Raw genomic sequence first — 24,624 nt, 5'->3', positions numbered from 1 at the left:
GAGGCTTCTATATTGAAATAGCTTTATACTTCACGTACAAAGCTATTTTTCTCTCAATTAAGATCCTTTATATTCCCCCCTCATTTATATATGTTCATTGATGAGTATCGTTTCTTTATATAATTATAGTTAATTATCAAACTAAGATAGTGGTAACTAAACCATTATTAAGAGTTGACGACACGATGATTAAAAATATCAATCCAAGAAACGAAAGCATCATTAATATCAATGATAATAAAATGATAACCACTTCATCATTATCTAATGAAATAAAAAAAACAAATAATATTAGTTTATGCGTATCTGAAAATAACCACCTACCTAATTTAAATTATCAAAAAAAACATTTTGCCGTATCGACTTGCCATTTTGAACCAAGTGAACAAAAAGAAATTAACCTAATTAAATACTCCCCTCCAGTAGAGAAAATAAAACTTCCCTATAAATACCATGAAGCTATTGAAGTTAATGACCATTTTTTAATTCTTAAATCCCCACGTATTTTTAACCATTTCGTCTCAATAAAAAACGAACCATTTATTAATGAAAAACAGGATGCCGAGCTAATGATAATTGATAAAAAAAGCACTCCAGAAACCAACGCTTTTAAAGAGTTTAATTTAAAACGTTCATCAAACCGATTCTCAAATTTTATTTTAGAAATAAAATCAACACATGAAAAAGGTATTCGATATTTAAAAAATATCTTTAAAAAAAATAATAATGAAAAATTTTTTGTTACCTTTAAAAACATAATTGAAACCCAAAAAAAACATGAAGAAACAATAGAAAACAATGTAATAACTTATCAAAACACCGCTTCGACTCAAAAGATTGAAAATAACCTTAACACGCTAAAATCATTAAAATCCAATCTGGATGAGCAATTAAAAAAAATAGAGACAGACAAAGAAAATGCAATAAAAGCAGATGAAGAGAGAATAAAAAAAGAAGCTGAATCAAGCATGATACAGAAAAATTCTATTTCAAAAATAAAAAATGAGAATAAAACAAAGAGCAGTGATACCGAATTTGAGTTCAATGATGAGCTTGATTGGGATAATGACACTAGTGACTTGCAAGATAATTTACAAAAAAAAATTACCGAGCGCCTCGTTAAATTAGCAATTCCATCAACTCATCAGCTCGATAAATTACTTGTCGATAAAACAGACATGAAGTCAATAAATCGACTTCTTAAAGATATGGATTCACTGAACGAACGAGAAAGTAAACTATTTTCTAGCAATGAAAGCTTAAATTCCAACTCATCTGGCTATTTTTCAGAAACAACGGGGGAATCAGGATATAGTTCAGAAGAAACAACAAAGATGCATATAAAAAATGATCATATTACCACTCAAAAAAATAATGAGTTAAAAAGCAAAAAAGCAGAAAATACAGAGACACCGCAGAAAAAAACATATTTTTTCGTGAAGCCAAAGAAAAAAACATATCAATTTGATGGGAAAATATACCAAACTAAAACATCAATGCTAAGAGCTAAACATAATAGTGAAAAATATCAGTTTTCACTAAATGAAAACTCACCAGACATAGCATCAAATCAAGGAAAACCCGATACTAAAAAATTAGATGCGCTGTTGGAAAAAACGCAAGAAACCCTTCATGGTCTAAATAGTCTAAGCGAGCAAATAGCCAAAGAAGAAGTACATTCTGCGAAGATTAAAATAAAATTAGCTAAGCTTAATAACAAGTAACAACTTGAATAATAGTTCAGTAACAGAGGCAAATATGCCTCTGTTACTATAAAAAAACAATTAACCCAACAGTTTACTAATTGCTGTTTCTAACTTCGCCATACCGCTATTGATTTCATCTTCAGAAATAATCAGCGATGGTGTAAAGCGCAATACATTCGTGCCCGCATTCAGCATCATCAGCCCTTCTGCCGCACAAGCTTGCAAAATATCTTTTGAGCGATTCAGTAATTTGCCATTTAGTTCTGCGCCAATTAATAAGCCCATACCGCGAATTTCAGCAAAAATTCCATATTGGTCATTAAGTTTGTTTAAATGGGCGACAAATAACTCACGACGTTTAGCAACCCCATCAAGTACTTCATCGGTATTGATAATATCAAAAGCAGCATTACCGACCGCACACGCCAGCGGATTACCGCCATAAGTTGTTCCGTGTGAACCTACTTCCATTGTTTTCGCAATTTCCGCAGTTGTTATCATCGCACTGATAGGGAAACCGCCACCGAGGGCTTTTGCCGTGGTTAAAATATCGGGAGTCACACCATAATGCATATAAGAGAATAATTTCCCCGTACGCCCCATACCACTTTGCACTTCATCAAAAATAAGTAATGCATTATTTTCATCGCAAAGTTTACGTACTCCTTGCAGAAATTCTGATGTCGCCGGGGTTACTCCGCCCTCCCCTTGAACAGGCTCCAATACCACCGCGCAAGTATTTTCATCAATCACGGCTTTAACGGCATCAAGGTCATTAAAAGGCACGTGAATAATATCCGCAGGCTTTGGACCAAAACCATCTGCATATTTCGCTTGCCCACCGACTGAGACAGTAAATAATGTTCTGCCGTGGAACGCTTGCTTGAATGCAATGATCTTCGTTTTATATGGGCTATATTTGGTGATGGCATAACGACGCGCTAACTTGAATGCGGCTTCATTCGCTTCAGAACCTGAGTTCACAAAAAATGCGCGATCTGCAAACGTTGCTTTCGTTAATTTTTGGGCCAGTTTTAACGCCTGTTCATTGGTAAAAACATTGCTCACATGCCAAAGTTTTTCGCTTTGTTCACGAACAGCAGCAACTAGACTTGGATGGCAATGACCCAGAGCTAAAACCGCGATCCCGCCTGCGAAATCAATATATTCTTTACCTTGCTGATCCCAAACGCGGCTACCTTCGCCTTTAACTGGAATAAATTCAGCTGGCGAAAAAATAGGTAACATAACCTGATCAAAAGTTTGCCGATTGACTGCGTGTTGTTCTGACATACCCCTCACCTGCTCTTTATCGAATGCTTAAGTGAAAATATAAGCATCAAATATGAATAAAAAATCAATAAAGAGCAATAGGAAAGGGTAAAATATGCATAATTAATTTTGCTATTCGCAAAAATTAACCACTAATATTTGAGAAAATTACTCAGCAGCTCATGGCCTTGCTCACTGAGAATACTTTCAGGATGGAATTGAACCCCTTCAATTGGCAGGGTTTTATGGCGGATCCCCATAATTTCATCGATATCCCCATTATTCAATGACCACGCGGAGACATCAAAAGAGGCTGGTAGCGTTTCCGCCGCAATCACTAAAGAGTGATAGCGAGTTACAGTTAAAGGCCGATTGAGTCCTTTAAATACCCCTTGATGATTATGGTGGATAGATGACGTTTTGCCGTGCATCACCTCTCTCGCTTTCACGACAGAGGCACCAAAAGCTTGCCCAATGGCTTGATGACCTAAGCATATCCCCAAGATGGGGACCTTTCCGGCAAAATGTTTTATCGCTTCCAGAGAAATCCCCGCCTCATCAGGCGTGCAAGGACCCGGTGAAATGACCAAATGGGTTGGAGCCAATTGTTCAATTTCTTCAATGGTAATTTCGTCATTACGTTTCACCAGCACTTCCGCCCCTAGTTCGCAGAAATATTGGTATAAGTTGTATGTAAATGAATCGTAATTATCAATAAGTAAAAGCATAGTAGCCTATCCGACTGATTTTTATCATTATAAGTTTTTTTGTTTATGCATAATTTGTGGCGGTTAGCAATTAGAACGCGTCCCAAAAACCATAAATTATCACAAAGGGCGGCTATCATAGCACAGCCAAGACAGGAAAATAGCCTATTTACGTCAAGTAACCCACTTTCAGTACAAAATTTCCATATAAAAATCATGGGATTATGTTTACAAGAATATAACAACATTCAAAATTTGATAATAATTGCTTTAAATACAATGGAATAAAATAGCAGCAGCCAGACTAAATTAGATTGCCCTTCATATTGTGTATTTCATGGACAATATGTTTTTTTACTCTAAAATAAGCTCCATATTTAGTGCTAATTTTAGAGGTTGCTATGTATACCAAAACGCTTCTTGCTAAAAAAACATCATCAATTAGCGAATTTAAAAAGAATCCCTCCGCCGCAATGAATGAATCAAATGGAGAGCCTGTTGCCATTTTGAGCCACAACAAAGCGATCTTTTACTGCGTACCTACCGATTTATTCGAGCTAATGGTAGAAAAACTTGGCGATCAACTCCTATTAGAAAAAGCAATCGCACGCATGGATGATGATGAAATAGAAGTGAGTTGGGATGACTTATAATGGAAAGAGTGTAAGAAAAAATGCAAAGAAAGGCTTTGTAGATAAGAGGATGATTGCAATAAACCACCCTCTTCATTAGAAATGATATTAAGGCTTTTTAATCACTTCCGCGGAAATAATCGTAATAGGTTCAACAGGAACATTTTGATATGGGCCTACGTTCTCTGTTTTCACTTTAGAAATTTTGTCTGCAACATCCATTCCTTTAACGACTTTACCAAATACCGCATAGCCGAAATCACGTTGACCGTGATCTAAAAACGCATTATCAGCGACATTAATAAAGAATTGGCTAGTTGCACTGTCTTTATTTGCGCTACGAGCCATTGAAATAGTGCCACGTAAATTACGTAATCCATTATCAGCTTCATTAGCGATTGGTGCACGAGTTTGTTTTTGCTGCAATTCTTTATTAAAACCGCCACCTTGGATCATAAATCCAGGAATAACACGGTGGAAGGTTGTACCATTGTAATAACCTTCATTAACATATTGCAGGAAGTTTTCAGTACTAACAGGGGCTTTTTTACTATTGAGTTCTAATTCAATATTACCTGCGGAGGTGACTAATTTAACGTAAGTTTCACCCGCGGCTAATGCAAGAGAAGTTGTGCTCATTGCACAGATTGCCAATAATGGCACAAAAATTCGTTTCAACATTCAAGATCCCTTTTGTTAATACCCAAAAACATATTAATGCCCAATTCTAGAGCGAAGCGGGAGTAATTACTAAAGATTTACCTATATTTACGCCAAATAGTTAAATTTTGCTGAATTAAATCAATTGTAGAGTAATTTAATGAAAAAGCCTTCACATAATGCCATTCTCAAATAGATATCACACCAAATATCCCCCTTTTGTTGTTTGTATGCTATTGAGTCGCTATAATCCCCCAGCCTTTTGAGGCTACTCAGGGAGAACCACCAATGGCAATTAAAAACCACAACTACCACATGACAAAATTTGTCATCAGTGCCCCCGATATCCGTCATCTACCAAAAGATACGGGCATTGAGGTGGCGTTTGCTGGCCGATCTAACGCGGGCAAATCCAGTGCATTAAATGCATTAACACAGCAAAAAAGCTTAGCGCGAACCAGTAAAACACCGGGAAGAACTCAGCTTATCAACCTATTTGAAGTTGAAGAGGGCATTCGCCTAGTTGACCTTCCAGGCTACGGTTATGCCGAAGTACCTGAAGAGATGAAGCGCAAATGGCAGCAAGCTCTCGGTGAATATTTACAGAAAAGAGAATGTATCAAAGGGTTAGTGATTTTGATGGATATCCGTCATCCATTAAAAGACCTCGATATGCAGATGATCGAATGGTCAGTCGCCATGAGTATTCCTGTTCTTGTTCTACTGACCAAAGCGGATAAGCTCGCGTCAGGCGCAAGAAAGAAACAGTTAATGGAAGTTCGCCAAGCATTAGCGCCATTATCAGCGGAAGGCGATATTGAAGTGGAATATTTCTCTGCTCTGAAAAAAATGGGTATCGATAAATTACGTATCAAACTCGACAGTTGGTACAATAACGCCGCAGAATAATCTTTTCATTCCTTGTGCGCCCATGTGGCGTACAACGGTCTATGCCGTTAGCGCATCAGAATTTATGCAAAAAAAATGCTCCAGTCAAAAACTTGACTGGAGCAGCTAATATTCAGCTAAATCCGATTACGTGAAGTAAAAGGTCTGAAAGATAGAACATCTTACCTCTGTACCCTACGCCTAATAATGTACTTTATTTTCCGCCCGAAAAAAAGGATTTTTGTAGTTTTTTTTCAAAGCTTACTACGATTCAGCCCTATTTATTGCCTAATAATTCGTTAAAAACGTATTTTTACTACATATTTATGAGATCTAAGTCGCATAATAACGCCATTCCCCATCCCAACGATATATTTAAAATTCAGTGTTTTACCCATGAATTATGTGCAATTTAAAGGGAATAACACGCCTCCAATTAGCTGCGTAAATACCACTATAAAAAATATTCTAAACATAAAAAAACACCCCAAACATTGTTGCCAACCTTTGGGGTGCCTTACATTATCTTCTGCTTAACTCTTAGCTTTTGCTCTTGTCTTTTTCTTTTAGGTTTTACTAAGAGTTTTTCTCTTTATCTCTTACCCATCCAATACTCTAAATAGTTCGCGGCTGTAGGTAGGCGGCAAATGAGGATATCCCTAGGAGCATACACAAGTATGTGACTAGGGTGGCCGAGTGCAGCCAACACCCCTACAGCCCGAAATATGACGAGTAGACGAGTATTAGTGGGCTTCGTCCCAGTTCGAGCCAACACCGACTTCCACCTTTAGGGGAACATCCAGCGTCATACTCTGCTCCATCAGCGTCTGAACCTTCGCTTGCACCTTCTCTAGCTCGGACTCTTTGACTTCAAACACCAGTTCATCGTGCACCTGCATAAGCATATCTGCATCTGGTTTTTCGGTTTCGAGCCAGTTATCTACCGCTATCATCGCTTTTTTGATGATGTCGGCAGCAGTACCTTGCATTGGGGCGTTGATCGCTTCGCGTTCAGCCGCTTTACGGCGCATACCATTGCTGGATTTAATATCTGCAAGATACAATCTACGGCCTTCTAATGTCTCAACATAACCTTGTTCAGACGCTTGCAGACGGGTATTTTCCATATAACGCAATACACCTGGATAACGCTCAAAGTAGAGATCCATATAACGCTGCGCTTCCCCGCGTGGGATCCCTAACTGGCGAGCCAAACCAAATGCACTCATGCCATAAATCAAACCGAAGTTAATCGCTTTTGCACTACGGCGTTGGTCGCTGGTGACTTCCTCTAATGGAACCCCAAACACTTCGGCTGCGGTGGCTCTATGGATATCTTTCCCTTCCGCAAACGCCGTCAATAAGCCTTTATCTTGGGAAAGGTGCGCCATAATACGCAATTCAATTTGCGAATAGTCCGCCGCCATCACTTTGTAGCCATCGCGCGCCACGAACGCTTGGCGGATACGGCGACCTTCTTCAGTACGCACCGGAATATTTTGCAAGTTAGGGTCACGGGAAGACAAACGCCCCGTCGCTGTTACTGCTTGGTGATAAGAGGTATGCACACGATGAGTTTTTGGATTAATCATCAGCGGCAGCTTATCTGTATAGGTGGATTTTAGCTTCGCTAAGCTACGATGCTCTAACAGTAACTTTGGTAATGCATGGTTTAATGCCAACTCTTCAAGCACTTCTTCGTTGGTTGAAGCTGCGCCACTTGGCGTTTTCTTGATAACTGGTAATTGCAGCTTTTCGAATAAAATCGTCTGCAACTGTTTCGGAGATGCCAAATTGAACTCTTCACCCGCTAACTCAAACGCCTGTTTTTCCAGCTCCGCTAAACGTGCGGTGATCACCTGAGACTGCGCCCCTAATGCCGCCGCATCAATCAGCACCCCTTTGCGCTCCATACGCACCAACACTGGTACCAACGGCATTTCGATATTTTGGAAAACGTGAGCTAATTTTGGCTCTGCTTCCAGTTGCGGATACAGCGCTTGATGCAGTAACAATGTCACATCCGCATCTTCCGCCGCATAGTTTGCCGCTTGTTCCAATGCAATTTGGTTAAAGGTTAACTGCTTTTTACCTTTACCCGCTATCTCTTCAAAACTCACAGTTTTATGGTTGAGATGGCGATCTGCAAGGCTGTCCATATCATGACGCCCCATACCTGCCACACTGTTCAACACATAAGATTCCAACATAGTGTCAAACGCGATGCCTTTTAGCGAAATATCGTAATTTAATAACACTTCCGCATCGTATTTTAGGTTCTGACCAATTTTACCGATTTTCTCATTTTCTAAGATAGGCTTCATGGCTGCCAAAACATCTTTTAAAGGCAACTGGTCTGGCGCATCAAGATAGTCATGTCCAATAGGTAAATACGCAGCATGGCCAGCTTCGATGGCAAAAGACATACCCACTAAACGCGCTTCTTGAGTATCAAGGCTGTCAGTTTCTGTATCAAAGGCAAACAGCGTGGCTTCGCTGAGTTTTTTCACCCAGCTATCTAACTGTTCTTTATCGAGAATTGTTTGGTAATTTTCAGCACATAGCGTTGGGACTGCTGGCTTAGATTTTGCCGCAGGTTGGCTTTCTGGTGCGCGGTAACTTTCTGCGGCTTTGGCAGGTTTAACCCCTTTGCCGTCCATCCAGCTACCATTTTCCACATCGGCCAACCAGCGTTTAAATTCATAACGGCTAAACAGCGAATGAAGTTTATCCGCATCCAGTTCCGTCACTTTGAGTTCTTCACACGGTTTTTCTAGCTCAACATCTGTCTTAATCGTCGCTAATTGGTAAGATAAAAGTGCGAGTTCGCGGTTCTCTTCCATTTTTGGCGCTAGGGTCTTAGAGCCACGGAAACCGAGTGGGGCAATCGCATCTAAGTTTTTATAGATGTCATCTAAGCTACCAATACCTTGCAATAACGCTAATGCCGTTTTTTCACCGACACCCGGCACCCCTGGAATATTATCCGATGAGTCACCCATTAAGGCTAAAAAGTCGATAATGAGACTTGGTGGAACCCCATACTTCGCTTCCACTTCTTCAGGGCCTAGAATGGTGTTGGTCATCGTGTTGATCAGGGTGATATTCGGCTCCACCAACTGCGCCATATCTTTATCACCTGTACTGATCAGCACTGACATCCCTTTGCTGCTGGCTTCACGCGCCAACGTACCGATGACGTCATCCGCTTCCACACCAGGTACCACTAGCAGCGGCAGCCCCATGGCTTCTACCATCTCATGCAATGGTGCGATTTGAGCACGCAGATCGTCCGGCATTGGCGGGCGATGGGATTTGTAGCTTTCAAACAGTTCATCACGGAACGTTTTTCCCTTGGCATCAAAGACAACCGCCACATGACTCGGGGTATATTGCATGATTAGGCTACGCAGCATATTCAACACGCCATACATCGCTCCGGTAGGTTCACCGGCGCTGTTGGTCAATGGAGGGAATGCATGATAAGCACGGTACAGGTAGGAAGAGCCATCTACCAAAATAAGGGGATTTTCAGCAATCTGAGCCATAATCTGTCATCATCTTTTTTATCGGGAATGAATGGGGGATAGGATGCCACATTGTGGCTTTAGATACACCTTGAGATTCAATTTCCCGCCGAGTTATCCCATTTTTTACGCGATAACATCCTGTGGATAACTTTGTGAGTAAAATTCACTTATCTAACGGATTCAATGAGTAAGAAAATCGCAAGAAGAAAACAACAAAATAAAATCAATAAGTTAGCTAACAAAGCTTTGATTTGTCGCAAATCAGGGGGGATGGTCGAATTGTGGATATTGATAACGGACAATCAGCAAATAAAAAGATAGCGGCAAATTGCCGCTATCTTCACTGATTATTTTTTACTGACTAAGAAGTTCACAACTTTTGAGTATTCTTTAGCATAATCGTCTGCATTATCGACAGAAATTCCGTTATTGCGGATTTGATATTTACCATCGACGAATAACGCTGGCACGCCACGCAGTTTTAAATCTTGTGCGGCATTTTGTTGCTTAGCAACTAACGATTTCACGACAAAACTATTTAGCGCTGCATCGTATTCTTCACCCGTTACGCCCGCTTTAATAAACGCATTACGGATATCCGCAGGGGTATTGATAGTTTGGGTTTTCTGAATGCCTTCAAACAGAATTGGCGTCACTTTATCTTCAACTTTCAGCACCATCGCCACAGCCCACGCCTGAGTCATTTGAGCCCCTAGAGGGCCTAAGAAATCAACGTGATAACGCGCTTTAGTGACACCTTCCGGCAGATTTTTCTCAACCGTTTGTGGCACTTTGTAGATACTTTCAAACTGATAACAGTGTGGGCAGTAGAATGAGAAAAACTCCAAAACTTGCGGTAAGTCTTGTACCGGAGGCTTAACATCCGTGTACTCTTTACCTTCTGAATAATTTGCTGCTGCAGCACCAAAAGACATGGCGATACCAATCAAAGCCAACATGATTTTTTTCATAGAAAACTTTCTCCAAAAACACAGTCTTAAATATTAATATTGCGGGTTCAATTGCAAAGGAGCATCTAACAACCGCTCAGTTTGCTGTGCAAACTCGATAGATTGTTTTTGCCAAAAATCAGCAGATTGGATCCAAGAAAATGCTTTCGGGAAAGCGGGATCTTGCCAGCGACGAAGGATCCATCCTAAATAATGCACCATTCGCATCGCACGTAGCGGTTCAATCAGCTTTAACTCACGTACATCAAAATCACAAAACTCGTTATACGCTTCTAATAACGTATCCAGTTGGACAATTTGCTCTTGGCGCGAACCATTAAGCAACATCCATAAATCTTGCACCGCAGGACCATTGCGTGCATCGTCAAAATCCACCAGCCAAGCTTCATCACGCCACAAAATATTGCCGGGATGGCAATCCCCTTGTAGGCGAATAAAAGATTGCGGAGCAGGCCACAGGGCTTTAACTTGGGTAATCAACTTATCCAGTGAATCTATCAATGGTGCTTTATCACGTTCAGTAATTAATGAACTGGCGGCGATAATATTTCTCGGTTGCTCAAGGTACTCTTCCACACCAAGAGTCGGACGAAATGCAAAGTTTCGCTGTTTACCAATTTGATGCACACGCCCTAATAAGTGACCGACACCCTCAAGCTGGAATAAGTTATCCGTTTCATATTGACGCCCTCCGATACTCGGAAAGAGTGCAAACATAAACCCACCAAACTCTAATACCGTTTGTCCGGCAAATTCTAAAGGCGCAGCCACCGATAAACCTTCATCTTGTAGCTCAAGGGTAAAATCATGCTCTTCTTGAATTTGAGAACGGTTCCAGCGCTCAGGACGGTAAAATTTCACCACATAGCGTTGGCGGTTTTCATCCTGAAATTGGTAAACGCGATTTTCATAGCTGTTAAGCTCTGTCAGCCCTGATTCAGGGTAAATCCCCGCTTCCATCAGCGCATCAAGAATTAAATCAGGGGAGATCCCACTAAAATGGAAGCTCGATTGTTCTGTTAAATCCATGTTCATTTAATCTTTTATGATGCCACGAGCACGTAGGATGGCCGTTTTAAAATCATCTTCGTAATCTTTTTGAATACCGGGGATCACCGTATTACTGTCGGTGCCACGCATTTTTAGATGATAAATTAATACGTCGTCTGTCAGTTCAGATAAACTGCCTTTAAAACCCGCTTCATCTGCCAGTTTTTGCAGTAATTGCACTAAATTTAAATCTGAATTGTCCTTCCATACTGGATGCAGAAGTTCGATGACTTCATTTAAACGATGGCATTTCATGTTTATTCCTTATCACGAATATTCGATACAAGTTACCAATAATCCTACAAGAGAAAAAGGGAACAGTTGTCAATCTAAGTAAAGTTTAACCGTTTCTTGTATTAATATTCATTGATTTTATAGGAAAATAGAATAGATTTTAGCTGTTACTATACTCAAAAAACTACTTAAGTTCGTTAAAACATTTTCGCTAAGATTTTCAGAGATATTGAACATGTCATTTCGTCAGTCGATTACAGGCGTTATCCTCGCAGGGGGCAAAGGCACCCGCATGGGCGGCCAAGATAAGGGTTTAATACCTTTATTGGACAAACCTTTATACCGCTACATTATTGAACGTTTGCAACCGCAAGTCGGTCAATTGATGATCAATGCTAATCGCCATCATGCAGAATATGCACAAAGCCAGCTGCCTGTTTTCACGGATTTAACTGCGGATTTTTCGGGCCCCTTAGCCGGTATGCAAGCCGCACTCCATCAAGTCACCACCGATTGGCTATTATTTGTACCTTGCGATGTTCCCGAATTTCCAACTGATTTAGCCGAAAAAATGTTTCGCGAAAAAGGCGAGCACCTTGCCTGCTACGCCTGCGATAACGAACGGGAGCACCCGACATTTACCCTACTCCATCGGTCTCTCCAGAAATCGTTGGATGATTACCTCGCAAGAGGAGATCGCAAACTGATGCTATTTATGCGTGAAATCGATGCAAAAGGCGTCATGTTTACCTCTGAAACTGGCACATTTGCTAATTTAAATACGCCGGAAGATAGCCGTAACTGGGAGTTACAACAAAAAAAATCATGAACCAGAACACGTTACCTCTACTCGGGATCACCGCCTACAGTGGCACCGGGAAAACAACTTTGCTCAAGAAAGTTATCCCTTTACTGAGACAGCGTCATGTTCGTGTGGGCCTAATCAAGCACACTCATCACGATATGGAAATTGATACGCCGGGCAAAGACAGTTATGAATTACGCAAAGCAGGAGCAGACCAAACGTTAGTGGCAAGCAATCAGCGCTGGGCATTAATGACCGAAACCCCTGAATGCAATGAAATGGATCTGAGCTATCTGGCTAGCCGCTTTGATCCTGCTTCGTTAGATCTGATCTTAGTGGAAGGATTCAAAAGTGAGTCCATCGATAAAATCGCGCTGTTTCGATCCGATGTGGGTAAACCGCTAAACGGCTTAATCGACGAGTATGTGGTGGCGGTTGCCAGCGATGAAATTATTGATACCGACGTCCCTCAATTGGATATCAATAACCCTGAACAAGTGGCGGACTATATTGTTTCCTGGTGGCAGAAAAGCCAGTAATTGCCGCTCTAAATGCCTCATTCGAGGCATTTTTTATGCACTTTTGCGCACCATCAGCTCAGGTTCAAGCTTGATAAGATTCGGTTGATTCTCTGACTGCGCCCAAATGCCTTCAAGCAAGGTAATCACTTGCTGAGCAATGCGATCCACAGGCTGCGCCAATGTCGTGAGTTGATACCCTTCCCACCCCGCCATCGGAATATCATCACACCCCACGATCCTAAGTTGCTCAGGAACCGCAATATTCAGCGCTTGCTGGCAACAATCCATTACCCCCAGCGCCAAAGAATCTGCGGCACAAAATAAACCATCCAGCATTTGAAGTTGCTGCTGATGTTGTAACGCCGCCCCAAAGCCCGCTTGATAACGATAACTCCCCGCTGATAGACGCGCTGGCTCAGGATAGTTCGCTGCCATTAAATGGTTTTTAAAGCCTTGATAGCGTTCATTTGATGCCTGCCCATCTCCACGCCCTGCCAAAAATCCTAACTTAGTTAAGCCTAAACTTAATAGATATTTTGCTGCCATTTCACCGGCTAATTGGTTATCTGTTTGTACTGAAGGGATCAATCCCGCAGCATCACTGCGCCCCAGTGTAATTAGCGGTAAAGAGAGCTTTAAACATTGATGAAAATGCTCCGCTGGCAGTGACCCCACCACAGCGACCACTCCATCAATTTGGTATCCCGATAATTGCAAAATCGCCGCATCAAGGTCGCCCGCCTGCTTCACATTCAACAACATCGGCTGTTTTCCGTGCCCTTGTAATGCGCTGGATAAGGCTTCAAACAAATAGGATTCATACGGGTTCGATAAATCACTGACAAGGATCGCCACGATATTGGAACGTTTTTTCTGGTTAGGCGTACTCAGTGTACGAGCAAAAAAATTAGGTTGATAACCCAACTGCTTCGCCGCATCTAAAATCTTTTGCTGTTTTTTCGGGTGGATACTCGCGCCTTCGGTAAATGCCCGGGATACCGACGAGCGGGAAACGCCTGCCACTTCCGCCACATCCGATGCCGTCACTTTTCGATTTTGCATCATGATAAGCATTCCCCCTGCTGAGCCAACTGAAGAAACAGATATTCGGCTATATGTTCACGCAGGCTATCTCGGTAACGAGGTTCAATATGATAAAGCCGCCATTGGCTATTAGGTTTGGGGGATAACTTTTGCAACCGCTGGTGTAGCGACGCCCAAGAGCCATGACTCGGGTGAATATCGAGGGTTTCACACTCCAAAAATACCCAATCACTTTGCAGTGCCAGTTGTTCCCCTTGAGGTGAAATCTCACCATCACCGGAGTAGAACAGACTGCGCCCCGAATTCGCCGTCAGGTGCAAACTACGGTTACTTACCGAGTGTTGGGTTAATGCCGTCGTCACTTTCCAATCACCAATAAATTGAATTTCTTCACTATTTTGTTGGATGACCTCAAAACCTAATTGCGCTTTTGGCCAATGAGCAAAGGCAAGAAGCGGCGCTAATAGCGCCCGTTGTTCCCCCTGAGCAATAATTGTGAGTGGGCGCTGGCGTCGGTACGAATCCATCCAATTGAGTAACGTGGTTAACCCAAGACAGTGATCTGGATGAGTGTGGGTCAAATAGATAGCATCCAATTCTTCCACATGCATTTGCCCAAACAGCGCTTGAGGCACCGTCGGGCCACAATCCACCAGCAATTGGTAGTCTGACTCTTCCACAAGAATACTGGCATTGGTGCGTTCACTATCATAAGCATCCCCCGTTCCCACTACCGTAATTTGAAAGCTAGGCTGCATGGTTTGTCCTTGTTTTAGCCATTTCAATCCGTTGTTCTTGCCCATCAAAAAAGTGCAACGTCGAACGCGCTAAGCTTATGGGTAGCTTATCTCCCAAACCATAAACTTGGTCACTTTCCACCACAAAATGCTGCCCTTGGAGAGAACCCTTGTCTTGTAATAGGCCATAGTAGAGTCGTGAATGCCCAAGAGGTTCCACCACCGTGATTGGCATAAAGGCATCTGGGTTTTGGCTATCCACCACCACTTGATTAGGGCGAACGCCTATACACTCCGCCCCAGCAGGTAGCGAAATATCGATTGAATCGAACATTTGCGGTGGGAGAAAATTCATCACCGGTGACCCAATAAATGACGCTACAAATTTATTGGCTGGCTGCTGGTACAGGGTTTCAGGCGTGCCTACTTGCTCAATGCGTCCTTGATTTAAGACCACAATGCGGTCAGCCAAGGTCATCGCTTCAACTTGGTCGTGAGTCACGTAAATCATGGTGGCTTTCAAGTTTTGATGAAGTTGCTTCAAGTAAATGCGCATCTCCCCGCGTAATTTGGCATCAAGGTTAGACAGCGGCTCATCAAACAAAAATAACTCCGGGTCACGCACTATCGCGCGCCCAATCGCCACCCGCTGACGCTGCCCGCCAGACAACGCCGAAGGTAGGCGGTCAAGCAAATGGGTTAATTGTAAATTCTCTGCGGTTTCCCGTACTTTTTGGGTAATTTCTCTCGCTCTCATTCCCGCCATCTTCAGCGGGAATCCCATATTTTTTTCCACACTCATATGGGGATACAGGGCGTAGGATTGGAACACCATTGCCACTTGTCGCAGTGAGGGATGCACATCATTTAGAGGTTGGCCATTAAGTTTCAGCTCTCCCTCGGTGATGGATTCAAGCCCTGCAATCATGCGTAGCAATGTGGATTTCCCACAGCCAGAAGGCCCGACAAACACCACAAATTCGCCATTGTCGATGGTTAAATCCACTTGCGGGATCACGCAGTGCCCTGCGTAGCTTTTACCAATGTTAATCAATTCGAGTTTTTTCATGATAAGTGCCTACTATTTCAATCCCATCGAGAAACCACGTAATAAATAACGCTGCATATAGCCTGCCAGTGCCAACATCGGCAACGAAGAAACAATCCCTATCGCCATCATTTCTCCCCACGCGGTACCGTCTTCAGTCATAAAGTTAGAGATAAATAATGGGATGGTGAATTTGTCTGGTGTGTGAATAAATAACAGCGAAAATAAAAATTCATTCCAACCGAGGATCATGGAGAAAATCGCCGTCGCGACTAACCCCGGCGCGCACAGAGGAAATACGATATAAGCTAAGCGGCGCAGTAAGTTCGCCCCATCCATCGCCCCAGCCTCTTCAATTTCTAATGGAATATCGCGAATAAAACCGAGCAGCATCCAGATACAAAACGGCAAGGTATACACCTGATAAGACAAAATCAGCCCAATGCGCGTATTCAGTAACCCGACTTGGTTCATTAAGGAATAGAGTGGAATGGCAATCACAATCGGCGGCATCATCTTGATAATCAATACACCGAGCAAAAACACGTTATCGAGCTTAGCGGGGAAGCGATAACGCACTAAAGCGTAAGCACAAAGGAACGCGAGCACCACCGAAACCGCGGTTGCCCCCACCGAGACTAAAACCGTGTTGCCCACTAAGCGCAGCAAATCCCCTTCAAATAGCTTTTCAAACGACGATAAGCTCAATTGGCTCGGCAGTAACTTTGCCCCCGATTGCATAATTTCTGACGGGGATTTAAACGCCGTGCCGAACATCCAAATAATCGGCAGCGTCATGAAAAACACCGCCAACCAGACCAACAATGTGTGTATTTTGGCTTTCATGATCAGCGTCCTTTCATTACGTTGCGGGCATAAATCAATGTCATCAGCAAGGAAATCGCCAACATCACTAGCGCCGCCGCACTCGCCATACCCAAGTCAAAGAAGCGGAAACCGTATTTATAGACAAACATAGATAATGTCTCGGTTGAATTTCCTGGGCCGCCCCCCGTCATCACATACACTTTGTCGAATAACTTAAAGGTATCGATAGATCGCAATAAAAATGCCAGCATCAGTTGCTTCTTGATCAGTGGAAGCGTGATGTAGACAAAGGATTTCCAACCTTTTGCCCCATCCACCATCGCCGCTTCACCAATATCTTTAGGAATGGACTGCAAGCCCGCCAAAATGATCAAAAATGCCATTGGCGTCCATTGCCATGTATCCACCAATGCAATGGCATACAGTGCTAAATTCGGGTTAAACAGCCACTCTTGGGCGGGTAGCCCCACTGCCATTAGCAGGCTATTTAAGAATCCAAAATCATAGTTGTACCAAGAGCGCCAAATCGAGGAGCACACCAGCGTGGAGAGCATCATCGGGTAAATAATGATGGGTAACGCAAATTTGCGCCCAGCAAATTGACGGTTAAACAACAGTGCAAGCCACAGCCCTAAGAGAACTTGGGCGATGGAGGCCACGAGGGTAAACACGAAGGTATTTTTAATTGCAGCCAGAAAGAAAAAGTCGTCGAACAATTCCGAGAAATTCGACCAGCCAATAAAGTGATAGCTGTCATCGATATAATCCACTTGCCCAAATGCGTGATACAGCACAGATACGATGGGATACAACGTCAATAACCCCAGCATAATCAACGCTGGGAGGAGTAACCAAAACAACTGTTTACGGTTTTCAAATAACATACTCAGCATTCCATAAAGGCGCTAGAAACTAGCGCCATGAAAAACATCACTATTTTTTGGGTGCTATTTTTTGGTACTACGCTCAATACGTTTTTGCGCTTGTTCCAAAGCTTGATCCGCGGTCATTTGCCCCATCATCGCCATTTGTAAAAAGTCCCCAAGAATACTTTCTACTTCTGCCCAATTTTGAATGCGTGGGCGTGCTTTACCGGCTTCTAATGCGGCAGCTTGTTGCGGATACCAACGGTATTGACTAACAACTTGCGGGTCGGCATACACGCTATGGCGCGTTGGCGGTGTACCGAAGTTTAGTGCTAATGCTTTTTGCATTTCAGCACTGCTCGCAAATGCGAGGAATTGCTCCGCTTCCACTTTGTTTTTCGCATCTGCCGGAATGGCTAGCTGCCAGATCCCCAGCATCGGTGCTGGCTGTCCGGTTTCTGCTGGTGGAGCCATCATTTCCATTTTGCCGACCACATTTGAGACTTTGGCGTTATCAAGATCAGGCACCCAAGCTGGCCACACTTCGATTGCCATCGCTGCGGTACCTTTTTGTAATGCATCACGAACTTCATCCGCATTAAACACATCCACCCCTTTCGGCGCATATTGCTTCATGGCTAAGAAGGTTTCTAACGCTTGTTTGGCTTGCGGGGTATTTAAGGTCGGTTTTCCGTTTTTATCGACAACATCGCCACCATATCCCCACAGAATGGGTAAAAATCCCGTCACGATCGGGTTACCTTTCACTCCGCGATATACCACGCCATTGGCTTTGCCATCTTGGCTAATGGTTTTCGCAGAGTTCAACACATCCGTCCATGTTTTCGGCTGTTGAAGCTTGTACTGGTCGAACAGATCTTTATTCCACGCAAACATCGCCACGTTGCCCACCATTGGCAATGCATAGCTCGCACCTTTACCATCTTGGCGACCAATATCCACGGTGGACTGAATAAAGTCTTTATCTTGGAGTGAATCAGGAAGTGGGGATAACCACTTGTTAGCGAGGAATTCAGGTGCCCAGGTGTCATCCATTAAAATCACATCATAGTTACCGGTTTTTTCGCGCATGGAGAGCACGACGCTTTCATACAGCCCTTTACTCGGGCGCTTAACTAACGTGATGTCTGCCTTGGGATTATTTTTTTTATATTCGTCGACAACAAACTGCATCGCATCACCGTAGCTGCTGTCTCGTCCGGCAATAATTAATTCTGAGGCGCTAGCGCCAAGTGTTGAGGCTATCAGAGCGGATGCCAATAATGTGCGCTTAATCATTTGCTTCTCCTAGTGGATGTCTCTTGTTTTTTGTATGAATTTTCGGTTGAGTCGTTTTTGCACGCGCGTTCAAATTGCCATGGCAGGCTACGGCTGGAAGATGACAGTTAGATGAAGATGAAGTGAAGGTTTTATTCAGAATGGCAAAGACGATTGGAATTCAATAGCGGCTTTCTTTAGTATGATTGGCAATTCTTTGCATAACATCCTAACTGAGAGCCGAATGACTCGCACCCAACGTTTACTCACGCTGATCCAGATCCTAAAAGAGAATCGCTATCCGGTCACCGCAGATGCCCTCGCCTGTCAGTTAGAGGTGAGTGTTCGTTCCATTTATCGTGATATTGAATCACTGCGAGATCAGGGAGCTGAAATTACCGGGGAAGCCGGCATCGGTTATCAATTAAAAAGCGGATTATTACTGCCGCCATTGATGTTTGATGAGAATGAACTGGAAGCGCTGATTTTAGGTTTACGCTGGGTACAAAGTAATGCCGATGAAGAACTCAAAAATTCTGCGTTACGCACACTCAATAAAATTAATGCTGTAGTTGCCAAAGATGCGCAGATCATCCTAAACAGCAATACCCTATTCGCTCCTACCACCCAACTTAATCAAATTGACGATAATGTCGCGAAAGATTTGCGCCTGAGTTTACGAGAAGAGCGCAAAGCCAAAATGGCGTATGTGGATATTAAAGGACAATCCAGTGAACGCATTATTTGGCCGATTGCGGTTGGCTATATGAAAGAGACACAAGTGTTAGCGGCGTGGTGCGAGCTACGCCAAAGCTATCGCCATTTCCGCTTAGATAGAATTCAATCTTATGTGGTTTTAAGTGATTCACTACCCTATCCTAAAAGCTATTTGTTCAATCGTTGGAGGCAAGAAATTCTCTGCGACACTCCTGACAATTTCTGACACTCCACTCCCTTATAGTAGGTTTTCTACTTCATTTAAGGAAAACCAAGATGAGCGAGCTCGTTCTATTTACTAATTCAATGTCCCGTGGCAACACTGTCGATTTATTGTTAAAAATGATGGGTGTTCCCTATAAGCGAATCGAAGTAGCCTACGGTGCAGAGATGCACACCAAAGAATACCTAGCCATTAATCCGATGGCAAAAGTGCCAGCTTTAGTTGATGGTGATGTTGTGGTGACTGAATGTGCAGCGATTTGCCTATATCTTGCTGACAAATTTATTGAAAAGGGATTTGCCCCTGCACTCAATAGCCCTGACCGTGGTGCTTATTACCGCTGGTTTTTGTTCACCGCAGGTCCAATTGAATCTGCGTTTACTGTTCGTGATTTAGGTGTGGAACTCAACGAAGAACAACAAAAATCATTCGGTTTCGGAACCTATGAACGCGCTATGGCTGCATTAAATATCGGTTTAGAAGATGCCAAACCGTTTATTTGTGGTGCTAACATAACCGCAGTAGATGTGTATGTAGGCAGCTTTGTGATGTTTTTAATCAAGTATTGCGGGCATACCGCAACACCAGCAATGCAAACGTATATGGATAACTTAGCAACGCACCCAGAGATTGCTGCGCTGCTGGCGATGTAATACATATTATCCATCCGTAAAATACAAAAAGGCGCAGAGTTAACCTGCGCCTTTTTAATTTCTTGCTAAAGAGAGTTAAACGATGCTTAACGCATTGTCACAAACTCTTCTGCTGCAGTCGGGTGGATTGCGACAGTGTTGTCGAAATCTTTCTTGGTTGCGCCCATTTTGAGAGCGACCGCGAAGCCTTGCAACATTTCATCCATACCAAAACCGATACCGTGGATGCCGACAATTTTCTCTTCTTTACCCACACACACCAGCTTCATGCGGCATGGTTGGCGATGAGAAGTCACCGCGGTATACATCGCAGTAAATGAAGATTTATAGCATTTCACTGCATCAGCGCCATATTTTTCAATGGCTTCTGGCTCAGTTAAACCCACGGTGCCAATTGGCGGATGGCTGAATACAACCGTTGGCACGTTGGTGTAATCTAAATGCTCATCGGGTTTGTTGTTAAACAAGCGCTCAGACAAACGGCGGCCCGCAGCAACCGCTACTGGTGTTAGCTCTACCGCACCAGTGTTATCGCCCACCGCGTAAACACCAGAGACATTAGTATTCTGATATTTATCGACTTTAATATAGCCTTTCGCGTTTAGCTCAACGCCTGCCGCTGCAATATTCAGGTTATCCGTCATTGGCTCACGGCCGATTGCCCAAATCAGAGCATCGACAGTTTGCGTGTGACCATTTTCTAATTTCAGTGTCAGTGAACCGTCTGCATTTTTGACCACTTCTTTCGGAATGGATTCCGTGTGCAGCGTTGGGCCTTCTGCGTTCATCACTTCTACTAATGTTTCAACGATAAGCGGGTCAAATGCACGCAGTGGAGCATGTTTGCGCACAAACAGGTGCGCTTCGCTACCTAAACCATTTAAAACACCCGCCAGTTCAACAGCAATATAGCCGGCACCGACGACTGCAACACGTTTAGGTAACGCTTCCAGTTCAAAGAAACCGTCAGAGGTCATGCCATATTCTGCACCTGGGATCTCAGGGATCACCGGACGACCACCGGTTGCAATCAGAATATGATCCGCGGTGTAAATTTCGCCATTCACTTCAACTGTATGAGCATCAACAAAACGAGCAAAACCTTTGATCACATCGACTTTGTTATTGCCAAGTACGCGATCGTAAGATTGGTGGATACGGTCGATATAAGCAGTACGGCTCTCAATTAATTTCTTCCAGTTGAAATCATTGATAGTGGTATCGAAACCATAGTCTGGACCATAGGCGCGAATTGCTTCAGAAATTTGTGCTGCATGCCACATCACTTTTTTCGGTACACAACCGACATTAACACAAGTGCCGCCTAACTCTTTAGCTTCAATCAGGGCACACTTTTGTCCGTACATGGCCGCACGGTTCATTGACGCAATACCGCCGCTACCGCCGCCAATTGCAATATAGTCGTAATGTTTGCTCATAACTTGGTGATTCCCATTTGTTGAATTACGAATACGTTAATATTCTCTTATTATGCTATGTAAACATAAACATTTAAGATAGCTATTGCCTGTTACTGCAATAGCCAGAGTCTATTGTTATTCCGGTATAAATGACTCAGGTACAATTTACTCAGGTACAATCCACTCAACTAATGTATGACCAGTGCCTTCTGGCACCAGTGTTTTATGTAACCATGGCAGGACATTTTTCATCTGCTGCTCAAGTTTCCAAGGCGGGTTAATGACAATCATACCGGATGCAGTCATGCCACGTTGGTCGCTGTCTGGACGCACCGCTAATTCAATTTGCAGAATTCTGCGGATACCCGTTGCTTCTAACTGATTCACCATACGCTTGATTTGTTGGCGTAAAACAACAGGATACCAAATAGCGTATGTACCCGTGGCAAAGCGTTTATAACCTTCTACAACCCCTTTAACCACCGTTTCATAATCAGATTTCATTTCATAAGATGGGTCCATCAACATAAAGCCTCGACGGCTTTGTGGTGGTAGTTTTGATTTTAATTGTTGATAACCATCTTCACGGGAGACTTGCGCGCGGTGATCTTTTAAAAATTCACCACGTAATAATGGATAATCGCTGGAATGCAATTCCGTTAAAATCAGTTTATCGTGCTCACGCAGTAAATGTTTCGCCAATAATGGGGAACCCGGATAATAGCGTAAACGTCCGTTTTCATTTAAACGGCGCACGATATTCATATAAGGTTGCAGTTCTTCTGGCAGGTCTGGCTGATCCCAAATACGCGCAATCCCTTCGAGATATTCACCCGTTTTTTCTGAATGCTCGCTGGTTAATTGATAACGACCCGCGCCGGAATGGGTATCCAGATACAGAAATGGTTTCTCTTTTTCTTTAAGAGATTCAATGATCAGACTTTGCACCGTATGTTTGAGAACATCCGCATGGTTGCCTGCGTGAAAGCTATGACGATAACTTAACATGTCGCGTTTATTTCCTGAGGAATTCAGCAGTCACATTTGTGAACGCTGTTAATAGAATCTGTACAGAAGGTCTGTTGAATGAAAAATAGACCGAATAATTTCTTTCGCGCCATTATAGCTAAAATTTGATGGGATTGTCATAGTGACAAAACATGACAAAATTGCACATGACCTTTCCTTACCGAAACGCTATCCTAAGCGAAATTAAAAACCATAACAGGGGAAACCAATGAAACGAGTATTTATAATATCTTCAATATTAGCGTTGTTTTTAGTGAATAATTCTGCAATGGCTAAAAATTCATCTCAAGGGTGTGAAATTAAAAAGCAGAAAATTGAAACTCAGCTCAAATATGCCAAAGAACACGGTAATACTTACCGCGTAAATGGCTTAGAGCGCGCTCTCGAGAACGTTAACCGCTACTGTACCTCTGATTCACTGTATCGCGATAGCCAGCAGAAAATTGCCGAAAAGCAGAAAAAAGTCGCTGAGCGCGAAGCTGAATTGCAAGAATCCATTCAAAAAGGTGATCCTGAAAAAATCGCTAAACATAAGCGTAAAGTTGCCGAAGCAAAGGCTGAGCTTCAAGAAGCCCAAGACCTCTCAGATATCTACAAAGACACCCTTTAGTGAAAACTCAGCTTTAATCAAATAGTTAACCTTCATTCTTTATCTCACCCCATGCCTAATTTTGGATAAATAAAGGCATGGGGTGAAATTATCAACAAACTTAGGCTATAGTATAAAAGAATATAGAATGGTGAATTATAAGAACATTTTGATTAAGCAGTGAAAAGGGGAACGCATGTCAGGCATGCAAGATGAGCAACAAAAAGAGACCAACAAATTAAAATCCACTCTGAACAAAAGCCTAGATGGCAGTAAAAAAGCCCTAACGCTCTCAATGAGGGTGGTTGATTTTGTTTGTGCAATTCCATTTATCGCGCATTTAATCCGCACTGCTCAGCGTTTTACCGATAGAATGGGTAACCAATTTGGTGCCGCAATTACCTATTTCTCATTTTTATCCCTGATCCCCGTACTGATGTTTAGCTTCGCGGCGGCGGGTTTCGTGTTAGCCAGCAATCCTGAATTACTTGAAAAACTCATTCGTGGCATTTCTGCCAACATTACAGATCCCACACTCGCGAATACCCTTGAGCAGACCATTGATACCGCCATCCGCCAGCGTACTACCGTGGGGTTAACGGGTTTAGCATTAGCCGTTTATTCTGGGGTTAACTGGGTGAATAACTTGCGCTTAGCGATTTTGGCGCAATCTCGCACCACTTGGGAACGGAATGAAGCAGAGCAGGAGAATATCGTTTTTCGCTATGTTCGGGACTTTTTCGCGCTAATTGGCTTGCTAATTGCGTTAATTGTCACCATTACACTGACCTCTGTAGCAGGTTCTGCACAAGCGACCATTGTCAGCACTCTTGGCTTAGACAGCATTGAGTGGCTTAAGCCTGTTTGGACCTTGATTGGTTTAGCGATTTCCATTACCGCTAACTTCTTATTATTTTTGTGGATTTTCTGGATTTTACCACGCATGCAGCACCGTCGCCGCTCACTGTTGAAAGGCACCTTGCTCGCTGCGATTGGGTTTGAAATCATCAAATCTATCATGACATGGATTTTACCAACCTTAGCCTCTTCGCCATCGGGGGCAGCTTTCGGTTCAGTATTGGGGTTAATGGCATTTTTCTATTTCTTTGCCCGACTCACACTCTTTTGCGCCGCGTGGATTGCCACGGATGAGCCGAAAGGTGGTTCACAAGACGTTCTCACTTCTTAATCTCAATCATAGGGGAATGACGGATT

General features: G+C 43.0%; 24 protein-coding genes. 9 read left to right on the top strand and 15 right to left on the bottom strand.

Features of this window, described 5'->3' with window-relative positions; genetic code table 11:
* Positions 1 to 185: 185 nt before the first annotated feature.
* A complete protein-coding gene (locus tag LDO73_RS01645) occupies positions 186 to 1,724 on the top strand; it encodes a hypothetical protein (protein ID WP_224059907.1) in 1,539 nt (512 codons plus the stop codon).
* A gap of 60 nt (positions 1,725 to 1,784) precedes the next feature.
* On the opposite strand, the gene LDO73_RS01640 is transcribed toward LDO73_RS01645, so the two are convergent.
* Both LDO73_RS01640 and LDO73_RS01635 read right to left on the bottom strand, forming a co-directional pair.
* On the bottom strand, positions 1,785 to 2,999 hold the full coding sequence (locus LDO73_RS01640; RefSeq protein ID WP_224059906.1) for an aspartate aminotransferase family protein: 1,215 nt from the start codon (positions 2,997 to 2,999) through the stop codon (positions 1,785 to 1,787).
* A gap of 131 nt (positions 3,000 to 3,130) precedes the next feature.
* Positions 3,131 to 3,706, bottom strand: coding sequence for an aminodeoxychorismate synthase component II (locus LDO73_RS01635; RefSeq protein ID WP_036948669.1), 576 nt, complete (start codon positions 3,704 to 3,706; stop codon positions 3,131 to 3,133).
* A 380-nt stretch (positions 3,707 to 4,086) separates the two neighbouring features.
* Here LDO73_RS01635 and LDO73_RS01630 point away from each other — a divergent pair, with 380 nt between their 5' ends.
* Positions 4,087 to 4,338 (top strand): type II toxin-antitoxin system Phd/YefM family antitoxin, encoded by a 252-nt coding sequence (locus LDO73_RS01630; protein WP_211887233.1) that lies wholly within the window; start codon positions 4,087 to 4,089, stop codon positions 4,336 to 4,338.
* Positions 4,339 to 4,425: 87 nt separating this feature from the next.
* Here the strand turns inward: LDO73_RS01630 and ppiA are convergent, their stop codons facing one another.
* Positions 4,426 to 4,998, bottom strand: a complete 573-nt coding sequence (gene ppiA, locus LDO73_RS01625) for a peptidylprolyl isomerase A (RefSeq protein ID WP_108478750.1) — start codon at positions 4,996 to 4,998, stop codon at positions 4,426 to 4,428.
* A gap of 267 nt (positions 4,999 to 5,265) precedes the next feature.
* Between ppiA and yihA the strand changes: the two genes are divergently transcribed.
* Positions 5,266 to 5,886 carry a ribosome biogenesis GTP-binding protein YihA/YsxC gene (gene yihA / locus LDO73_RS01620; protein ID WP_224059905.1) on the top strand — a complete coding sequence of 207 codons (621 nt, stop codon included), beginning with the start codon at positions 5,266 to 5,268 and terminating at the stop codon, positions 5,884 to 5,886.
* 722 nt (positions 5,887 to 6,608) lie between these two features.
* Here yihA and polA read toward each other — a convergent pair.
* The 4 genes from polA to LDO73_RS01600 all read right to left on the bottom strand — a co-directional run bounded on the left by polA (position 6,609) and on the right by LDO73_RS01600 (position 11,671).
* Positions 6,609 to 9,413 carry a DNA polymerase I gene (gene polA / locus LDO73_RS01615; protein WP_224059904.1) on the bottom strand — a complete coding sequence of 935 codons (2,805 nt, stop codon included), beginning with the start codon at positions 9,411 to 9,413 and terminating at the stop codon, positions 6,609 to 6,611.
* Positions 9,414 to 9,742: 329 nt separating this feature from the next.
* A complete protein-coding gene (dsbA, locus tag LDO73_RS01610) occupies positions 9,743 to 10,366 on the bottom strand; it encodes a thiol:disulfide interchange protein DsbA (RefSeq protein WP_224059903.1) in 624 nt (207 codons plus the stop codon).
* 33 nt (positions 10,367 to 10,399) lie between these two features.
* Entirely contained in the window at positions 10,400 to 11,401 is a 1,002-nt protein-coding gene (locus LDO73_RS01605) for a serine/threonine protein kinase (protein ID WP_423810865.1), read from the bottom strand.
* On the bottom strand, positions 11,402 to 11,671 hold the full coding sequence (locus LDO73_RS01600) for a YihD family protein (RefSeq protein ID WP_224059901.1): 270 nt from the start codon (positions 11,669 to 11,671) through the stop codon (positions 11,402 to 11,404). It lies immediately after the preceding gene.
* 214 nt (positions 11,672 to 11,885) lie between these two features.
* Between LDO73_RS01600 and mobA the strand changes: the two genes are divergently transcribed.
* Together mobA and mobB are read left to right on the top strand one after the other, a co-directional pair.
* Entirely contained in the window at positions 11,886 to 12,479 is a 594-nt protein-coding gene (gene mobA, locus LDO73_RS01595; RefSeq protein WP_224059900.1) for a molybdenum cofactor guanylyltransferase MobA, read from the top strand.
* Positions 12,476 to 12,994 (top strand): molybdopterin-guanine dinucleotide biosynthesis protein MobB, encoded by a 519-nt coding sequence (mobB, locus tag LDO73_RS01590; protein WP_224059899.1) that lies wholly within the window; start codon positions 12,476 to 12,478, stop codon positions 12,992 to 12,994. The genes mobA and mobB overlap by 4 nt, the downstream gene beginning before the upstream one ends.
* A 33-nt stretch (positions 12,995 to 13,027) precedes the next feature.
* On the opposite strand, the gene LDO73_RS01585 is transcribed toward mobB, so the two are convergent.
* From LDO73_RS01585 to LDO73_RS01560, 6 genes are all read right to left on the bottom strand, one after another.
* Complete coding sequence (locus tag LDO73_RS01585; protein WP_224059898.1) at positions 13,028 to 14,041, bottom strand: substrate-binding domain-containing protein; 1,014 nt, start codon at positions 14,039 to 14,041, stop codon at positions 13,028 to 13,030.
* Positions 14,038 to 14,778 (bottom strand): ribonuclease Z, encoded by a 741-nt coding sequence (locus LDO73_RS01580; RefSeq protein ID WP_224059897.1) that lies wholly within the window; start codon positions 14,776 to 14,778, stop codon positions 14,038 to 14,040. Before LDO73_RS01580 ends, LDO73_RS01585 begins: the two co-directional genes overlap by 4 nt.
* A complete protein-coding gene (locus LDO73_RS01575) occupies positions 14,768 to 15,826 on the bottom strand; it encodes an ABC transporter ATP-binding protein (protein WP_224059896.1) in 1,059 nt (352 codons plus the stop codon). Before LDO73_RS01575 ends, LDO73_RS01580 begins: the two co-directional genes overlap by 11 nt.
* Positions 15,827 to 15,838: 12 nt before the next feature.
* Entirely contained in the window at positions 15,839 to 16,651 is an 813-nt protein-coding gene (locus LDO73_RS01570) for a carbohydrate ABC transporter permease (RefSeq protein ID WP_224059895.1), read from the bottom strand.
* 2 nt (positions 16,652 to 16,653) lie between these two features.
* The gene (locus LDO73_RS01565) at positions 16,654 to 17,517 is read right to left on the bottom strand and encodes a carbohydrate ABC transporter permease (protein ID WP_224059894.1); all 864 of its coding nucleotides are present in this window, start codon (positions 17,515 to 17,517) and stop codon (positions 16,654 to 16,656) included.
* 63 nt (positions 17,518 to 17,580) lie between these two features.
* Complete coding sequence (locus LDO73_RS01560) at positions 17,581 to 18,798, bottom strand: ABC transporter substrate-binding protein (RefSeq protein ID WP_224059893.1); 1,218 nt, start codon at positions 18,796 to 18,798, stop codon at positions 17,581 to 17,583.
* 223 nt (positions 18,799 to 19,021) lie between these two features.
* On the opposite strand from LDO73_RS01560, the gene LDO73_RS01555 reads away from it, so the two are divergent.
* Positions 19,022 to 19,720 carry a helix-turn-helix transcriptional regulator gene (locus LDO73_RS01555; RefSeq protein WP_224059892.1) on the top strand — a complete coding sequence of 233 codons (699 nt, stop codon included), beginning with the start codon at positions 19,022 to 19,024 and terminating at the stop codon, positions 19,718 to 19,720.
* 50 nt (positions 19,721 to 19,770) lie between these two features.
* Positions 19,771 to 20,370 carry a glutathione S-transferase family protein gene (locus tag LDO73_RS01550; RefSeq protein WP_224059891.1) on the top strand — a complete coding sequence of 200 codons (600 nt, stop codon included), beginning with the start codon at positions 19,771 to 19,773 and terminating at the stop codon, positions 20,368 to 20,370.
* Positions 20,371 to 20,456: 86 nt separating this feature from the next.
* Here LDO73_RS01550 and gorA read toward each other — a convergent pair whose 3' ends face one another.
* A complete protein-coding gene (gene gorA / locus LDO73_RS01545; RefSeq protein WP_224059890.1) occupies positions 20,457 to 21,809 on the bottom strand; it encodes a glutathione-disulfide reductase in 1,353 nt (450 codons plus the stop codon).
* Between the two features lie 147 nt (positions 21,810 to 21,956).
* Complete coding sequence (locus tag LDO73_RS01540) at positions 21,957 to 22,799, bottom strand: 23S rRNA (adenine(2030)-N(6))-methyltransferase RlmJ (protein ID WP_224059889.1); 843 nt, start codon at positions 22,797 to 22,799, stop codon at positions 21,957 to 21,959.
* Between the two features lie 229 nt (positions 22,800 to 23,028).
* Here LDO73_RS01540 and LDO73_RS01535 point away from each other — a divergent pair, with 229 nt between their 5' ends.
* Entirely contained in the window at positions 23,029 to 23,430 is a 402-nt protein-coding gene (locus LDO73_RS01535; protein ID WP_224059888.1) for a DUF1090 domain-containing protein, read from the top strand.
* A 175-nt stretch (positions 23,431 to 23,605) separates the two neighbouring features.
* Positions 23,606 to 24,598, top strand: a complete 993-nt coding sequence (yhjD, locus tag LDO73_RS01530) for an inner membrane protein YhjD (RefSeq protein WP_224059887.1) — start codon at positions 23,606 to 23,608, stop codon at positions 24,596 to 24,598.
* Positions 24,599 to 24,624: the final 26 nt, after the last annotated feature.

Origin of the sequence: Providencia alcalifaciens (genome assembly GCF_915403165.1) — a bacterium.
GTDB lineage: Bacteria > Pseudomonadota > Gammaproteobacteria > Enterobacterales > Enterobacteriaceae > Providencia > Providencia alcalifaciens_C.
Note: the sequence above shows the minus strand (reverse complement) of the source record. Positions and strands in the feature narration are given on the sequence as shown.

Excerpts from the sequence above, each read along its gene's own strand:
- LDO73_RS01560 (WP_224059893.1), bottom strand. The coding sequence starts at position 18,798 with ATGATTAAGCGCACATTATTGGCATCCGCTCTGATAGCCTCAACACTT.
- LDO73_RS01555 (WP_224059892.1), top strand. The coding sequence starts at position 19,022 with ATGACTCGCACCCAACGTTTACTCACGCTGATCCAGATCCTAAAAGAG.
- LDO73_RS01580 (WP_224059897.1), bottom strand. The coding sequence starts at position 14,778 with ATGCAGCCTAGCTTTCAAATTACGGTAGTGGGAACGGGGGATGCTTAT.
- LDO73_RS01540 (WP_224059889.1), bottom strand. The coding sequence starts at position 22,799 with ATGTTAAGTTATCGTCATAGCTTTCACGCAGGCAACCATGCGGATGTT.
- yhjD (WP_224059887.1), top strand. The coding sequence starts at position 23,606 with ATGTCAGGCATGCAAGATGAGCAACAAAAAGAGACCAACAAATTAAAA.
- LDO73_RS01605 (WP_423810865.1), bottom strand. The coding sequence starts at position 11,401 with ATGAACATGGATTTAACAGAACAATCGAGCTTCCATTTTAGTGGGATC.
- ppiA (WP_108478750.1), bottom strand. The coding sequence starts at position 4,998 with ATGTTGAAACGAATTTTTGTGCCATTATTGGCAATCTGTGCAATGAGC.
- LDO73_RS01570 (WP_224059895.1), bottom strand. The coding sequence starts at position 16,651 with ATGAAAGCCAAAATACACACATTGTTGGTCTGGTTGGCGGTGTTTTTC.
- dsbA (WP_224059903.1), bottom strand. The coding sequence starts at position 10,366 with ATGAAAAAAATCATGTTGGCTTTGATTGGTATCGCCATGTCTTTTGGT.
- mobB (WP_224059899.1), top strand. The coding sequence starts at position 12,476 with ATGAACCAGAACACGTTACCTCTACTCGGGATCACCGCCTACAGTGGC.
- LDO73_RS01550 (WP_224059891.1), top strand. The coding sequence starts at position 19,771 with ATGAGCGAGCTCGTTCTATTTACTAATTCAATGTCCCGTGGCAACACT.
- LDO73_RS01575 (WP_224059896.1), bottom strand. The coding sequence starts at position 15,826 with ATGAAAAAACTCGAATTGATTAACATTGGTAAAAGCTACGCAGGGCAC.
- LDO73_RS01535 (WP_224059888.1), top strand. The coding sequence starts at position 23,029 with ATGAAACGAGTATTTATAATATCTTCAATATTAGCGTTGTTTTTAGTG.
- LDO73_RS01565 (WP_224059894.1), bottom strand. The coding sequence starts at position 17,517 with ATGTTATTTGAAAACCGTAAACAGTTGTTTTGGTTACTCCTCCCAGCG.
- LDO73_RS01635 (WP_036948669.1), bottom strand. The coding sequence starts at position 3,706 with ATGCTTTTACTTATTGATAATTACGATTCATTTACATACAACTTATAC.
- LDO73_RS01585 (WP_224059898.1), bottom strand. The coding sequence starts at position 14,041 with ATGATGCAAAATCGAAAAGTGACGGCATCGGATGTGGCGGAAGTGGCA.
- LDO73_RS01640 (WP_224059906.1), bottom strand. The coding sequence starts at position 2,999 with ATGTCAGAACAACACGCAGTCAATCGGCAAACTTTTGATCAGGTTATG.
- mobA (WP_224059900.1), top strand. The coding sequence starts at position 11,886 with ATGTCATTTCGTCAGTCGATTACAGGCGTTATCCTCGCAGGGGGCAAA.
- gorA (WP_224059890.1), bottom strand. The coding sequence starts at position 21,809 with ATGAGCAAACATTACGACTATATTGCAATTGGCGGCGGTAGCGGCGGT.
- polA (WP_224059904.1), bottom strand. The coding sequence starts at position 9,413 with ATGGCTCAGATTGCTGAAAATCCCCTTATTTTGGTAGATGGCTCTTCC.
- yihA (WP_224059905.1), top strand. The coding sequence starts at position 5,266 with ATGGCAATTAAAAACCACAACTACCACATGACAAAATTTGTCATCAGT.
- LDO73_RS01630 (WP_211887233.1), top strand. The coding sequence starts at position 4,087 with ATGTATACCAAAACGCTTCTTGCTAAAAAAACATCATCAATTAGCGAA.
- LDO73_RS01600 (WP_224059901.1), bottom strand. The coding sequence starts at position 11,671 with ATGAAATGCCATCGTTTAAATGAAGTCATCGAACTTCTGCATCCAGTA.
- LDO73_RS01645 (WP_224059907.1), top strand. The coding sequence starts at position 186 with ATGATTAAAAATATCAATCCAAGAAACGAAAGCATCATTAATATCAAT.